The sequence below is a fragment of the Pseudoalteromonas sp. XMcav2-N genome, from assembly GCF_024124545.1.
In the GTDB taxonomy this organism is placed as follows: domain Bacteria; phylum Pseudomonadota; class Gammaproteobacteria; order Enterobacterales; family Alteromonadaceae; genus Pseudoalteromonas.
Window position 1 is genome coordinate 1 of record NZ_JAMXSF010000006.1, and the last position, 14078, is coordinate 14078.

The following is a 14078-nucleotide window of genomic DNA, read 5'->3' on the forward strand; positions in this document are numbered from 1 at the left end:
TTTTTTTAAGGAGCAACTCATGGCAGAACACCAATCACGCGCACGTTTTTTTCAACAGCATCCCAAAGCCAGAGCACATGCCGCATTGGATGATGCAACCAATCAGCAACTTAAGGTCACTCCGGGCCCCGTTACTCTGACCAAAAATAAATATCAGGGCAAAAAAGCCGTGATCATCGGTGCAGGCGTGTCCGGGCTAACGACTGCCTATGAGTTGTTAGCACAACAGTCGGGTATGGAGGTCACTGTGTTAGAAGCGCAAAGCCGCACAGGAGGTCGCTGTTTGAGCCTGCGTACAGGGGACACGTTAATAGAAGATGTCGACAGCCAGTTATTTAATTCCAAACCGGGCCAGCCTCAGGTGGTCCGTTTTGACAGACCACAGGGTGACGCGGAACCTTACCTGAATGCCGGTCCGGGGCGGATCCCCTCGAGCCATAAACGTCTGCTGTCATACCTCAAACAGTTCAGTGTAGATGTGGAAGTTTACGTGATGAACAGTGAATCAAACCTGGTTCAGATGTCGGATAGTTTTGCGGGTCTGCCGCTGGTATACCGACGCCTTGACCATAATACGCGTGGCTGGCTGGCACAAATGGTATTTGAAAACGCTGAGCAGTTGATCAAGACCACAGAGTGTGGGGTCGGCGCGCAAGATGTGCAGCGCCGCGCTGAGCAGCTTAGGGAGCTTATGATCAGCTTTGGAGAGCTAGTCCCGAGTGGCCCGAATATGGGCAAGTACGTGGTCACCGCCGGTCAGGATGGTATGGAGAATGGCCGCTCCCGGGCAGGTTATACTGAACTGCCAGGTGTGGATGCCGGCACGATAGCTGAACCTTTGAGTTTTGATAGCTTGCTGGGCTCAGAGTTTTGGGATAAGACGCGTTTTTATCAGCCCGTTGATTTTCTCTGGCAGGCAACGTTGTTTCAGCCGGTAGGGGGCATGGATCAGGTTCAGCATGCATTCGCGCAACAGGTCGCCGCACTCGGTGGTACCATATTACTCAATAGTCCGGTCAAGCATATAGACTGGGACGCATCACGTCAGCAGTTTGCAATCTCTATTGCCAAAATAGGCACCCAAGATGTTGATGTTGTGTATGCTGACTATTGCTTTAGCAATATGGCGATCCCTTTCTTAAAAGAAATACTGTCAGAGACGCTTCAGGATCCAAACAGCAAAGTGGGCCTCAATGGCGAGTTTAAGTCCGCACTACAGGCGGTATACCAGTCGCAGTTTATCGATGATCAAGGCGGTTATCAGGCTAAGTTTCTGGCCTGTACCACCAAAGTGGGCTGGCAGGCAGACCGTTACTTGTGGCAGGGTAGTCAGGTTCAGGAAGTTCATGATGATAGTGCTAATGTGGATGTCCTGAGCGTGCCAGATTCCGAAATTGGCGTGGTCCCCATTTTCGGTGGGATTTCATGGACAGACAATGATATTACTCAGATCTGGTATCCTTCAACGGCTTATCATGATCAAAAAGGCGTACTTACCGGGGCTTATAACTTCTCTGAAATTGCTTATGAGTGGGGTAAATTACCAGTTCAGGCGCGTCTGGACAAAGCACGTGAAGGTGCCAAGTTATTTGGTCACGCATTTGGTGATGGTCTGGAGCATGGTCTGGCGATTGCCTGGCAAAACATGCCCTATATTAAAGGGGGCTGGGCCCAATGGCATGTCGTTGGTGATCAGGCTGTGCACCACTTTAACGTGTTGACGCAGGGGAGTTCAGTGACGACCTCTGAGGGAGCACAAACCCAGCCAAACTTCTTTATCGTGGGTGACCAGCTGTCGTCATTACCGGGTTGGCAAGAGGGCGCTATTGCCGCGGCACTGAACGCGTTGAACCGCATGGAACGTCCGGATCTGGCCATTCCGCACCTGGCATGTCTGCCGGATACACGTCTTATGGTTGAAGGCGTTTAGCGGTATAAAAAGCAGAAGTGGCGCAACAGACGCCACTTCTGGATCTATGTATTGTCAGCACTTCTGCTGAATAAATGGTGTCTTGATGGGGAAATGTTGCTGCACCTAAGCAAAAGGCTGCTATTTTTATAGAAGACTTTGAATGCCGATGTGAATACATCAATTAACACGTTAGATCAGACTGTTGCATTGAACTGATGTATGAATTGCGGACTGAATATCAAATGGAGATTTGACGATGCGTTGTATCATCTTATGGTTTTTTCTGGCCCTGTTCATGACAGGCTGTAGCAGTACTCAAAAGACAACCCAGTCAGGGTTTTTACCTGATTATCAGCGTTTAGCACCCTCAGAGACATACCCTGATACAGCCCTGTACGTATCGGAGTTACTTAAAAGCGGTGCGCTGGAGAAGGTGCGTACCATTTACCTGCCTCACTTTGAAATTTGGCTGCAACTTGATGAACAAAGAAAAATGGCACTGAGTCCAAGACATTTAGCGAAATTAAGTGTCTATATGCAAAGCCAATTGCAGAAAAAGCTGTCGCCCTATTATCGGGTTGTGCTTGAGCAACCGCAGAGCCGCAATTCTGACGTACTGACAATTCGCGGTGCGTTTACCCAAATTGAGTTCACGGAAACAGCAATGGAAGTACGCGACTTTATTCCAATCCGTCTGGTTTATAGTGCGGGAAAAAGTGCCTATCTGATGGCAACGGAGCAATCAGAAATTGTGACCTCAGTGTCTTTGGAAAGCATGTTTTACCTGGGAGAAAGCACAGAACCTGTGCTGATGATGTCTGCACATAAAGAGGTGGAGTCAGTTCTTAAGCAAAATGGCGAAGAAAATACACAGGCTGTTAAAGCGGTACTCGATATCTGGATAGATAACTTCGTAACAGCAATCAGTAAATCAAAAATGATATAGCGGTGATCACCTATGATAAGAAAGCACACCTTCCTTTTAGTCGTTGCCATGACGACATACCTGTCCGCGTGTTCTGAACAACAGACCACGGCTGACAAAGCGCCACAATTGAGGCCAGTCAGAACCATTGAGCTCAGTGTTAATAATTTCGGACCGTTACAGGAATTTCCGGCAGTGGTAGATGCAGCCAGCACGGCTGATTTATCGTTTAAAGTATCTGGTGAGCTAACCCTCCTGAATGTGAAACAAGGCCAGGAAGTCACCAAAGGAGATGTGATAGCGAAACTGGATGATACTGACTATAAATTGGCAGTGGAAGAAGCGCAGGCGTCATTTGAGAAAGCGGAAGCCGATTTTGAACGTGGTAAGCAGTTGATTGTAACAGGCACCATCAGTCAGTCTGACTATGACTTGCTGAAGTCGCAGTTTGCCAGTGCCAAAACTAAGTTGGCCAATGCCAGGAACAACCTCGAGTATACACAGCTGAAGGCGTCTTTTTCGGGGATCGTGGCACGGACACATGTGGAGCAGTTTGAGGAAGTGCAGGCCAAACAAGTGGTGGCGACATTACAGGATATAGAGCACATCAATTTGAAGGTGAATGTGCCGGAAAGCCTGATGATCCATGTCAGTAAAGACACGCCAAAGCAGGTGTTTGCAGAGTTTGCTGCGATTGAGGGTAAACGCTTTGAACTGGAGTTTGTCGAGGTGAGTACACAAGCTGACGAGGTGACGAAAACCTACGAAGTGACACTAGGGATGCTCCCTCCTCCTGGATACAATATTTTGCCGGGCATGACGGCAAAAGTGATGGCCAGCGCACCAAGCGAAGCGCGTTCTCGCCTGTATTTACCCTTATCTACAGTGTTGAAAGATGAACAAGGGCATTATGTCTGGACGGTATCATCGCTTGGTGAAGGAAAAGGCAAAATAAGTAAAACGCCAGTGCAGATCGGCGAAGTATCTTCGCTGGGCTTTCCGGTTATCTCCGGCGTCACTGCGGGTGCTCATGTGGTCACCGCTGGTATGAGCAAAGTGACGGATCAGCAAGTCGTGAAATTCCAGGGAGGTCGTGAGTGAACATTACCCGTTTAGCGTTAGAAAATAATCGCACAACGTGGGTTCTGATTTTTGCCTTGGTCTTCTTTGGTGTAGTGGCGTTTAATAAAATGCCCAAAGATTACGACCCCGGATTCATCATCAGAACAGCCCAGGTTGTTACCTACTTTCCCGGCGCAAGCCCACAGCGAGTCGAAGAGCTGGTTACCGATAAAATTGAAAAGGTTGTGCAACAAATTCCAGAACTGGATTTTGTAAAAAGCACCTCGAAAACGGGTGTCTCGATCGTTAGCGTAAACATCAAAGAAAGCTATAAAGCAATGCGGCCAATCTGGGACAATCTGCGTCGTAAGATTGAAACCGTCGAAAACGATCTCCCCAGTGACGCGCAAAAGCCCATAGTGAATGACGAATTTGGCGATGTGTTTGGGGTTGTCATAGGACTGACCGCTGAGGGGTATTCCTATCGGGAAATGGAGGAAGTGGCTGAACAGGTCAGAGATGAACTGTTACGACTCCCTGAAGCAGCCAAAGTGGATATTTTTGGCGCCCAGGAACAGCGCGTCTTTATTGAATTTGAAAATGCCAAACTGGCATCGCTGGGGATTTCGCCAGGGCAACTGAAAGATCAACTGGCAGCTCGTAATATTGTGAATCCGGGTGGCTCAATCTTTATTGACGATGAAACACTGGCACTGGAGCCCAGCGGTAATTTTGAGTCGGTAGAGGACATTGCCGGTACCATTATTAATATCGCCGGCTCTGAGCAGGTCATTTTGCTCAGTGATATCGCCAGGGTGTATCGAGATTATGTCGATCCGGCCAAAGTGAAGGTACGGGTCGCAGACAGACAAGGTATGACCATTGCCATTTCAATGCGCCATGGCGGTAATAACTTGCTATTGGGTGAGCAAGTACTCAACGCAATTCATTATCTGGAGTCTGTGTATCCGATAGGTGTCGACTTCGAGCTATTGTCTTTTTTACCGCGAGAAGTTGAGCAGAAAGTCGATGACTTTGTATCAAATCTTATCCAGGCGGTACTGGTAGTCACGATCGTGATGTTGTTCAGCTTAGGACTGAGAACCGGTTTGATTGTGGCCAGCTTGATCCCGATGAGTATGGTTTTCGGCATACTTGCTATGTCGTTTTTTGACATCAGCATAGATCAAATTTCTCTGGCGGCACTGATCATTGCGTTAGGAATGCTGGTGGACAACGGTATTGTGATGTCAGAAAGCATTATGGTACAGATGGAGCGAGGTAAGTCTGCCGTCGATGCCGCAGTCGACTCGGCTGAAGAGTTGAAAGTCCCTTTGCTGGTTTCTTCACTGACAACGGGGGCGGCATTTTTACCTATTTTTCTGGCGGAATCAGCCACAGGTGAGTACACCGCGTCTTTGTTTAAAGTGGTTACCATCACGCTACTGTGCTCCTGGTTGCTGGCAATGACCATGATCCCTATGCTCTGTGTGCTGTTTACCCGAGTAAAATCTGAGGCAGCCAATTACGACAGCGGGGTGTACTTAACCTACAAGAAAATCCTGATGGGACTGATTAAGTATCGCTGGATGACAGTTGGTGGCTGTGTCCTGATGTTTTTCATTGCACTACAGGGCCTGCAGCTGGTGCCTAAGTTATTTTTCCCACCGTCTGATCGGGATTATTTTAAGGTTGAGCTGGAGCTGCCGATTGGCACGCGCCTGAGTGCAACAGAAGCTATGGTCAAAGACATGGAAGCGTTCTTACTTCGCGATCTCAAAGTGAATGAGAGCCGTGAAAAAGGGGTTACCAACTGGGTAAGTTACGTGGGTAATGGCGGGCCGAGGTTTTTGTTAACGCATACGCCAGAACCAACCAGCTCGAATTATGCTTTGATGATAGTCTCAACAACTTCTTATCGTCATATAGACGAACTTATGGAGAAGATAGAGACTTATGCCCTGCAACGACACCCCGATTTGCTTATCAAACAGCGCAAAATCGAAAACGGCTCACCCATAGAAAACCCGGTTGAAGTGAGGCTGTCAGGTAATGACATTCATGTTCTGACAGGGCTGGTGAATGAGCTGAAAACGCAGATGCGTAACACTGAGGGGTTAAAGGCTGTGAGTGATGACTGGGGATTACCCATTAAAAAGCTGCAGATTAAAATTAATCAGACTCGTGCCCGGCGCGCTGGCGTATCCAGTAAGGATATTGCCAGTTCATTGCAAACCGGGCTCAGTGGGCTGGAGTTAACGCGATATCGCGAGGGAGATGAACTTATTCCGGTGACACTGCGCTCTGTGGCTGCTGACAGACAGGACATTGGCAAACTTGAAGCCATGGTCGTTTATTCCCAGGCATCGGGTAAGTCAGTGCCACTTAAGCAGGTTGCAGATATCGAAGTGGTATGGGAAAACGCACAAATCCTCAGGCGTGACCGCCTCAAGTCTGTGACTGTGGGCGCTCAGCTGGACGGAATCACCGCAGACGAGGGCTTTTCTAAGTTGATCCCCTGGTTGAATGAGCAGCAAAAAACCTGGCCATTTGGCTACAGCTATGAACTGGGGGGGGAAGCAGAGTCGTCAGGTAAGGCAAACCAGTCCATTGCAGAGAAAATGCCTATTGCAGTATTTATCATAGTTATCCTGCTGGTTGGTCAGTTTAATTCGTTACGTAAGTCGGCCATAGTATTGACGACCGTACCGCTTGGCTTTATCGGAGTGGTTGCCGGACTACTGGTAGGGCAATCTTTCTTTGGCTTTATGACCCTGCTTGGGATCATCTCTTTGGCAGGCATAGTGATCAACAATGCAATTGTGTTACTGGAGCGAATTAAGTATGAGTTAGATCAGGGCGGCGAACCGGTACTGGCCATTATTCAGGCTGCGCAACAGCGGATGCGGCCAATTCTGTTGACCACTGCAACCACCGTATTGGGTTTAGTACCACTGTATCTGGGGGGCGGCGAAATGTGGGAGCCGATGGCACTGGCGATTATGGGCGGCCTGCTGTTTTCAACTATACTGACATTAGGTGTTGTGCCCGTTTTATATGCGTTGCTGTACCGTATTTCGGTGAAGGCGTAGCATGGGCCGTCGATACCAATCTGCTAAAGTCAGTGGATTGGTATCAATTTGTCGTCAAATGTTACCTTTCATTGCGCGTTCAGCAAAAAATGCAGATGATTAAACAGTGAATGCGGCTTGGTTAATGTGACCGCAGATGGGTGAGCAACCATGAGGAGAAGACCATGAAATATCTATATGCAATCACGCTGGTTTGCCTGAGTCCTCTGACTACACTGGCTGGTGAAACAAATGTCACCTGGCGGGATTTTAAAGAGTATCGTGATGTGGTGCCAGCCAATGAGAGCAAAGCGGGTTATCACAAGCGGATCGCCTCTCAATTTGAGAAACACCTTGGCAAGTTGATGACGGATGCGCCGCAGGGTTACCAACTTGATATTACTTTTGATGATATTGACTTAGCTGGCGATGTACGTTTTAACATGCATGATATTCGCATTGTTAAGCCGATTTTCTTTCCACGCCTGAAAATCAGTTACACACTGACCGATAACACAGGTGCTGTGGTCGCGCAGGCTGAGGAAATGGTGCTTAAAGACCTGTCGTTTATGGATCGGGTAAGAACCGGGCGAGACAGTGAATTTTACTATGATAAGCGGCTGTTAAGCACTTGGTACAAAGAAAAAATCGCAGACAAATTGAAGGGGTAATTCTGAGTCATGGATTAGGGCATTTTGCCGGGTTAGCTGACCCGGCTGTGTTTGATGGCGCGCACTACTTAAATGTTGCCAATAGCTGAATTAGCTGTTGGAGTTTAAAAACCGCTTTTTTAAGTTGCGCTTCGTCTAATTGCTCTGACTGGCTGAGTGCTTCGACATCAGCGGCAACATCCAGCACGTAAGGCTTGAAGCGCTTGGCAGCAAAATCAAAACCGGCGTCTTCGGCAAATAATGCCTGGAATTTTCCGTGACCTTGTTGCTGTAGTTCGTCTAATTTTTTATCGGCATCAAGTGCTTGACGGTAAACAAGTTTTAGATTTTCATTCAGCTTTTCGATAACGGTCTGCATATTTTTCCTAAAGACTTATGTGAACTGGCCGATATTGTACTTGGATCCATCAATCTTGTCAGGTATAAGCTTATGAATATATCCGGAAGTAACCTACCTGCTATGTCTGGGACGGGGCAAAGTGGCGAAGTAATGAGCGCACAACTAGCCAAAAAACAGCAAAAAGCAGATGGACAAGCCGCCCTGGCCTTAATTGAGTCTGCTGGAAATTCAGCTCCAGCAAAATCAACTACGGCCACCATGGGCAATAATATCAACGTCTACGTGTAGGCATTGATATGCTGTGCCTAACCTGAATTCGCAAACCTTTGCTTGCGTGTGGTATCAGGTCGGGCTCAGTCCCAAATCAATCGGCGTCTTACTAGGTTGGCCGCCGATTTCTCTTACCAGCTTGGGGACCAAAAAGCCTGGTAACGCATCCAGTAATCCATGCATCAGCGTAATGGCCTCTTGTTCCGTGACGTCAAAATGACTCGCTCCTTCTACTTTATCCAATAAGTGCAGGTAGTAAGGGATTATGTCCGCGTCAAACAAGGCTTCGCTCAGTGCTTGTTGAGCAATCAGGCTGTCATTAATCCCTTTGAGTAATACCGCCTGATTTAACAGCATAACGCCGGCTCGTTTGAGCTTTTGCATTGCTACGGAAAAGTGTACATCGATTTCATTGGCATGATTAATATGGTTTACCAGAACGGGCTTCAGGCGACTATGACTCAGTATATCGCATAAGCTGTCTGTGATTCTGGCTGGGATCACCACAGGTAAGCGTGTGTGTACTCTAAGGCGCCTGAGGTGTGGAATGGCTTCGAGGTGCTCAAGCAGCCAGGCAAGCATGTCGTCCTTGGCCATCAGCGGATCTCCGCCACTCAGAATGACCTCATTAATCTCGGGATGCGCCTTCAGGTAGTCGAAGACTGTGTGTAAAGTACGCTTATTGAGTTGATTATCCTGGTAGGGAAAGTGTCGACGAAAACAATAGCGGCAGTTAACAGCGCAGCCGGTTTTAAGCATCAACAACACTCTGGAACGGTATTTATGTAGCAAGCCAGGCAGTGCTGCCTGTTGTTCGTCGAGGGGATCTTTGTTAAATCCGGTTTTAGCCAAGAATTCCTGGTGCTGAGGCAGCACCTGCAGCAACAGTGGATCCTGAGCATCCCCATAGCGCATTTTTGCAATGAATGGACGTGGAACCCTAAGTGGAAACAAGCGCTTAGCGGCTAAATCCTGTTCGCTGAAGTGGCCCTCCAGACCAACCAGTTTGAGCAGTTCATCGGCACTGGTGACGACATTCGCCAATTCTTTTTGCCAGTTAGTATGCAAATTTACTTCATTTATTTGTATCATTAGCGGGTTTATTACTCGAAATACAAAGATTAGAGGATACGATGGCGAATTATAGCACCAACGAATTCAAGGGCGGCCTAAAAATTATGATCGATGGAGAGCCTTGCTCCATCCTGGAAAATGAAGTGGTCAAGCCCGGCAAGGGCCAGGCGTTTAACCGCGTTAAGATCCGTAAGCTGATCTCAGGTAAAGTTTTAGAGAAAACTTTTAAGTCTGGCGAATCGGTTGAAGGTGCGGACGTCATGGACACAGATCTGGCTTATCTGTATACAGATGGCGAGTTCTGGCACTTTATGAACAATGAGACCTTCGAGCAGATCGCTGCCGATGAAAAAGCATTGGGCGACAGCGTGAAGTGGCTGGTTGAAAACGATGTATGTACCATCACACTGTGGAATGGTAACCCAATCGCTGTGACACCACCTAACTTCGTAGAACTGGAGATCACTGAAACAGATCCTGGTTTGAAAGGTGACACTGCGGGTACTGGTGGTAAGCCTGCGACTTTGAGCACAGGAGCCGTTGTACGTGTTCCTCTGTTTGTGCAAATTGGCGAAGTGATCAAAGTCGATACGCGCAGCGGTGAATACGTCAGCCGGGTTAAGTAACCCAACCCGCTTTACAATCAGTTTGCCCAAGTATTAGGTGAACTGCTAAAGCACATAGTTAAACGGATCCCGGCAGCAGCCGGGATTTTTTTGTCTGGAGTCATTATGAGTCATGCAATATCAGACCCGGCATCTGAGTGTTTATGGGCACCCAGTGCCAGCATAGATACCTTACGCCAGCGTGCTGCGATCGTCGCAAAAATCCGAATGTTCTTTGCAGAACGTGACGTGTTAGAAGTGGAAACACCAAGCCTGGCACAGGCGTCAGTCACGGATGTTCACCTTGCGACTTTTTCGACCATGTTTGTCGGACCCGGTCATGCAGCGGGTACGCCGTTATATCTGCAGACGTCGCCAGAGTTTGCCATGAAGCGCTTAGTGGCCGCAGGGAGTGGGCCAATTTACCAGATTGGTAAAGCCTTTCGTAATGAAGAGTCAGGTCGCCACCACAATCCTGAATTTACTATGCTGGAGTGGTACCGCCCCGGATATGATGAGTTTGCACTGATGGCTGAGGTGGATGCCTTGATGCAAACTATTTTGGGCTGTCCCAAAGCCGAATCGTTGAGCTACCAGCAGGCCTTTATTCAGCATCTGGGTATAGATCCGCTCACAGCGTCGCTGAATGACCTCAGGCATTTGGCTTGTCAGCGTGGCCATGAGCACATTGCAGAACAAGAGCAACATCGCGATACGCTGCTGCAACTTCTGTTCTGTATGGAGATTGAGCCGTTAATTGGCCAGCAGGCACCGTGCTTTGTCTATCACTTTCCGGCCTCGCAGGCTGCACTGGCTCAACTCAACGCCGACGACTCGAGAGTCGCGGGGCGGTTTGAGTTGTACTATCGTGGTATGGAGCTGGCCAATGGCTTTAATGAGCTGACGGATGCGGTTGAGCAGAGCGCCCGGTTTGATGAGGACAACGCACTGCGCACAGCAATGGGGCTGGCACCGGTGGCCAAAGACACGCGCTTTTTGGCGGCATTAGCACAAGGTTTGCCAGCTTGTGCCGGGGTCGCATTGGGCGTCGACCGGCTGGTGATGCTGGCAACTGGTAAAACGCAATTAAAAGAAGTCATTGCGTTTGATATAGACAGAGCTTGAGGCAAAGGTGTTCTTCAGGGCCAGAGCGCTGGCCCTACACAAAGCGTTTTAACTCTTGTTGCGTCTTGGTGGAGCGTTGCTGTGCATCCTGACAGTCCGCCAGGGCCGCATCTATCTGTGCTTTGGCCGACTGTCCTAACTCTACAATCCGTTGTACGGAGCCATGGGTATGTTGCTGTGTCGATTCCAGCTGATGCACAGCACTGACGATTTCTTCGAGTTGTGACTGGTTACGCTCAAAGTCCTCAGACATATCGGCAAACCCCTGTGAGGTAGTGCGAATGGCTTGCTCGGCGGAACTGGAGTGATCTATCAGCTGTTCTGACTCCTGATGCGTTTCTCCCACTAGCACATCCATTTGGTTGATAAAATCACTGATCTGACGGGTCGCGTCGTTGACCTTAACCGACAGGTTGCGAACTTCATCGGCCACCACCGCAAAGCCACGGCCGGCTTCACCGGCCCGTGCAGCTTCAATGGCGGCATTCAGCGCCAGCAGATTGGTCTGATCGGAAAACTCTTCGACCATTTTCAAAATGCTGCGAATATTTTCGCTGTTCTCTTTCAACCCTGCGACAGTTGAAGAAAAGCTACCCAGCAGATGGGTAATTTGCTGCACTTCTTTGACCAAAGTGGCCAGTGACTGTGACGAGCCGCGGACAAAGTGCAGGCTTTCGGTATTGGCCTGATACACCTGGTCGGTATTGTGCACTATGCTTTGCAGGCTATGTGTGACTTGATCGCTGGCAGCGATAATGGTGTCACCTTGATCTATCTGTTGGCCACCCAGCAAGGCGGTTTGCTTCATAGAGTCGGTAACCTGCTGATTACTGCGGTTCGCAGCCTCTGCACTTTGATAGGTGGCAGCCAGCAACTCACTCAGATGCTGCGTAAAGGTATTGTACTGCTCACTGAGGTCGCGAAATTCATCGTAGGTAAACTGGGGCAGTCTGGCATCCAGATCGCCGTCCTGACGATTGATCTGTTCCAGTGTATCTCGCATGGCTTGCACGGGCCGCACAATGAGGTAGCGCATATAGAAAAAGGTGAAGATAAACGCACCGACTGAGATCAACGCAAGCAACCAGAATATCCCGGTAGATCCCCCGTGTTCAGTCAGCTCACCGTGTAGCCATAGCAAGGTGACGATTTGAAAAACTAATAAAAACCCCAGATTGCCAAAAATCTTACGGGTGAGGGTGAAGAACAAAGATTCTTCGATCAAATTATATATGCGCATGTATAAACTCATATTTGGCTCTTCACTGTGCCTTTTAGCATACAGTATAGAGTAAACCCGGCAGGTGCAACTGTTTACAGGTTAAGCAAATTATTTTAGTCAGCGGCATAATCCGGTGAGTTGTCTACCCTGTCAATTGGCCTGAGACGAATGGTTAAGCTGTTGCTGGATCACCATTTTGGCGTAACAAGGATAATTACTGAATATGCCGTCTACACCATAATCTAACATTAATTCAATGTCTTTGGCTTTATCGACGGTGTAAGCCAGAACTTTAAGGCCGCGTTGTTTGGCATCCTGAACAAACTCATGGTTAATGAAGTTTTTATCAATATGAATGCTTTGTGCATGAAGTTGCTGAGCAAACTGCGCATAAGTAAGCGGAATTGACGCCGTCAGTGCGCCAATCCTTACCCAGGGCAATTTCTGTTTGAGCCACAGCAACTGGTGGTGGTCAAATGACGACAGCAATAGCTGGTTTCTGGTTATCACACCACGCTGCACATTGTCTTCTACGGTTGCTACAAACTTATCCAGACTGAACGTGTGTTTGAGCTCCAGATTTATAGTGGTTTGCTGGCCAATGGTATCCAGCACTTGTTGCAGTGTAGGCACAGGCTCGTTATTACTGAGCTTGAGCTGAGACAAAGCCTCACGACTGGTTTCATTGACTTTACCCCGCCCATTGGTGGTGCGATCCAGCCAGGTATCATGAATAATGGCGTAATCATCCAGGCAACTTTGCACATCGAGCTCTACGCCGTCGACCCCCACCTCCAGTGCCGCCTGAATGGCGCTGAGTGAGTTTTCCGGATAGTTTCCACTGGCACCTCGGTGTGCAAAAACCTGGATCATAGCTTATTCCTTGTGATCGACCACGTTTCATAGCAGGCTGCACTGACAACCAGGACGCCCCCTGCCAGGGTGGTTAGAGTTATGGTTTCTGCCAACAGCATATAAGCCAACACTGTTGCGTACAAGGGTTGTAAGCAAGAAATCAGCCCTGCGGTTGTCGCTGATAAGTAACGTAAACTGGACGCAAATAAAGCATGCGGGATCGCCGTAAAGACACAGCCTGCCAGTACGATCAGAATGAGGTTATCCTCGCTTAATTCTGTCGGTGGAACCTCAACAAAAGCACACAGCATCAGGGCGGCTATCAGGGTTTGATAAAACATAGTATGTGGCCCGCCATAGCTGGAAAACAACTTTTTTTGCAGCAGATTTCGCAGTGCAAATAAGACCCCGGAAATGACCCCTGTGAGTATACCCAACGTGACTTGGTTTCCGGGATCGCTCGATGGCACAAGCAAATAAATGCCCAACATCACCACGATAGCTGTAAACACATCTTTGCGCTTCAGGCGACCGCGGAAAAATAGCGGCTCAAGCAGAACAGTGATCACTGGGTAGGTAAAAAACGCAATCACGCCCACAGCGATCCCAGCCATTTGCATGGCGGCAAAATACGTCACCCAGTGCAGTCCGACGCAAATACCCAGCAGTACCACTATGGCATAATCTTTTGCCGCATTGAGCTTAAATACACTGCCTTTGAAGGCGAGTATACATGCCAGTGTGATGAAAGCGACGGCGGTACGATAGACCGTAATATCCAGCGCTGAGAGGGAGATTAACTTAGAAAATAACGCGGTACCACCGAACAGCAGTACAGCCAGATGTAAATTAACTAATGAAGATTGTTCGGGGCGCATAGCGAACTCGGTATGTTTTTCATCAGCTTACCATGGTAAACAGATGTCACTAAAGCACAATGACAAAA

At 48.5% G+C, this 14078-nt stretch carries 13 protein-coding genes; 8 read left to right on the plus strand and 5 right to left on the minus strand.

The window, feature by feature from the left end:
* The first annotated feature begins 19 nt into the window (after positions 1 to 19).
* From NH568_RS09515 to NH568_RS09535, 5 genes are all read left to right on the plus strand, one after another.
* Positions 20 to 1930 carry an FAD-dependent oxidoreductase gene (locus tag NH568_RS09515; protein ID WP_253046500.1) on the plus strand — a complete coding sequence of 637 codons (1911 nt, stop codon included), beginning with the start codon at positions 20 to 22 and terminating at the stop codon, positions 1928 to 1930.
* A gap of 238 nt (positions 1931 to 2168) precedes the next feature.
* Positions 2169 to 2858, plus strand: a complete 690-nt coding sequence (locus NH568_RS09520) for a DUF3313 family protein (RefSeq protein ID WP_253046502.1) — start codon at positions 2169 to 2171, stop codon at positions 2856 to 2858.
* Between the two features lie 12 nt (positions 2859 to 2870).
* Positions 2871 to 3938, plus strand: coding sequence for an efflux RND transporter periplasmic adaptor subunit (locus NH568_RS09525; protein WP_253046504.1), 1068 nt, complete (start codon positions 2871 to 2873; stop codon positions 3936 to 3938).
* Entirely contained in the window at positions 3935 to 6991 is a 3057-nt protein-coding gene (locus NH568_RS09530) for an efflux RND transporter permease subunit (protein WP_253046506.1), read from the plus strand. Before NH568_RS09525 ends, NH568_RS09530 begins: the two co-directional genes overlap by 4 nt.
* 164 nt (positions 6992 to 7155) lie before the next feature.
* Entirely contained in the window at positions 7156 to 7641 is a 486-nt protein-coding gene (locus tag NH568_RS09535; RefSeq protein WP_253046508.1) for a DUF3016 domain-containing protein, read from the plus strand.
* A gap of 64 nt (positions 7642 to 7705) precedes the next feature.
* Here NH568_RS09535 and NH568_RS09540 read toward each other — a convergent pair whose 3' ends face one another.
* Positions 7706 to 7999, minus strand: coding sequence for a prephenate dehydrogenase (locus tag NH568_RS09540; RefSeq protein WP_253046510.1), 294 nt, complete (start codon positions 7997 to 7999; stop codon positions 7706 to 7708).
* Between the two features lie 72 nt (positions 8000 to 8071).
* Here NH568_RS09540 and NH568_RS09545 point away from each other — a divergent pair, with 72 nt between their 5' ends.
* Positions 8072 to 8269 carry a hypothetical protein gene (locus NH568_RS09545; protein ID WP_040644570.1) on the plus strand — a complete coding sequence of 66 codons (198 nt, stop codon included), beginning with the start codon at positions 8072 to 8074 and terminating at the stop codon, positions 8267 to 8269.
* A 54-nt stretch (positions 8270 to 8323) separates the two neighbouring features.
* On the opposite strand, the gene epmB is transcribed toward NH568_RS09545, so the two are convergent.
* Positions 8324 to 9343, minus strand: coding sequence for an EF-P beta-lysylation protein EpmB (gene epmB, locus NH568_RS09550; protein ID WP_253046512.1), 1020 nt, complete (start codon positions 9341 to 9343; stop codon positions 8324 to 8326).
* Positions 9344 to 9384: 41 nt separating this feature from the next.
* On the opposite strand from epmB, the gene efp reads away from it, so the two are divergent.
* Positions 9385 to 9951: an elongation factor P gene (gene efp, locus NH568_RS09555; RefSeq protein ID WP_253046514.1), complete on the plus strand. Its 567-nt coding sequence runs from the start codon at positions 9385 to 9387 to the stop codon at positions 9949 to 9951.
* A 105-nt stretch (positions 9952 to 10056) separates the two neighbouring features.
* The gene (epmA, locus tag NH568_RS09560; RefSeq protein WP_253046516.1) at positions 10057 to 11055 is read left to right on the plus strand and encodes an elongation factor P--(R)-beta-lysine ligase; all 999 of its coding nucleotides are present in this window, start codon (positions 10057 to 10059) and stop codon (positions 11053 to 11055) included.
* A gap of 34 nt (positions 11056 to 11089) precedes the next feature.
* Here epmA and NH568_RS09565 read toward each other — a convergent pair whose 3' ends face one another.
* From NH568_RS09565 to NH568_RS09575, 3 genes are all read right to left on the minus strand, one after another.
* A complete protein-coding gene (locus NH568_RS09565) occupies positions 11090 to 12295 on the minus strand; it encodes a methyl-accepting chemotaxis protein (protein ID WP_253046518.1) in 1206 nt (401 codons plus the stop codon).
* A gap of 132 nt (positions 12296 to 12427) precedes the next feature.
* Positions 12428 to 13150 (minus strand): glycerophosphodiester phosphodiesterase family protein, encoded by a 723-nt coding sequence (locus NH568_RS09570; RefSeq protein WP_253046520.1) that lies wholly within the window; start codon positions 13148 to 13150, stop codon positions 12428 to 12430.
* Positions 13147 to 14010 carry a DMT family transporter gene (locus tag NH568_RS09575; RefSeq protein ID WP_253046521.1) on the minus strand — a complete coding sequence of 288 codons (864 nt, stop codon included), beginning with the start codon at positions 14008 to 14010 and terminating at the stop codon, positions 13147 to 13149. The genes NH568_RS09570 and NH568_RS09575 overlap by 4 nt, the downstream gene beginning before the upstream one ends.
* Between the last annotated feature and the right edge of the window lie 68 nt (positions 14011 to 14078).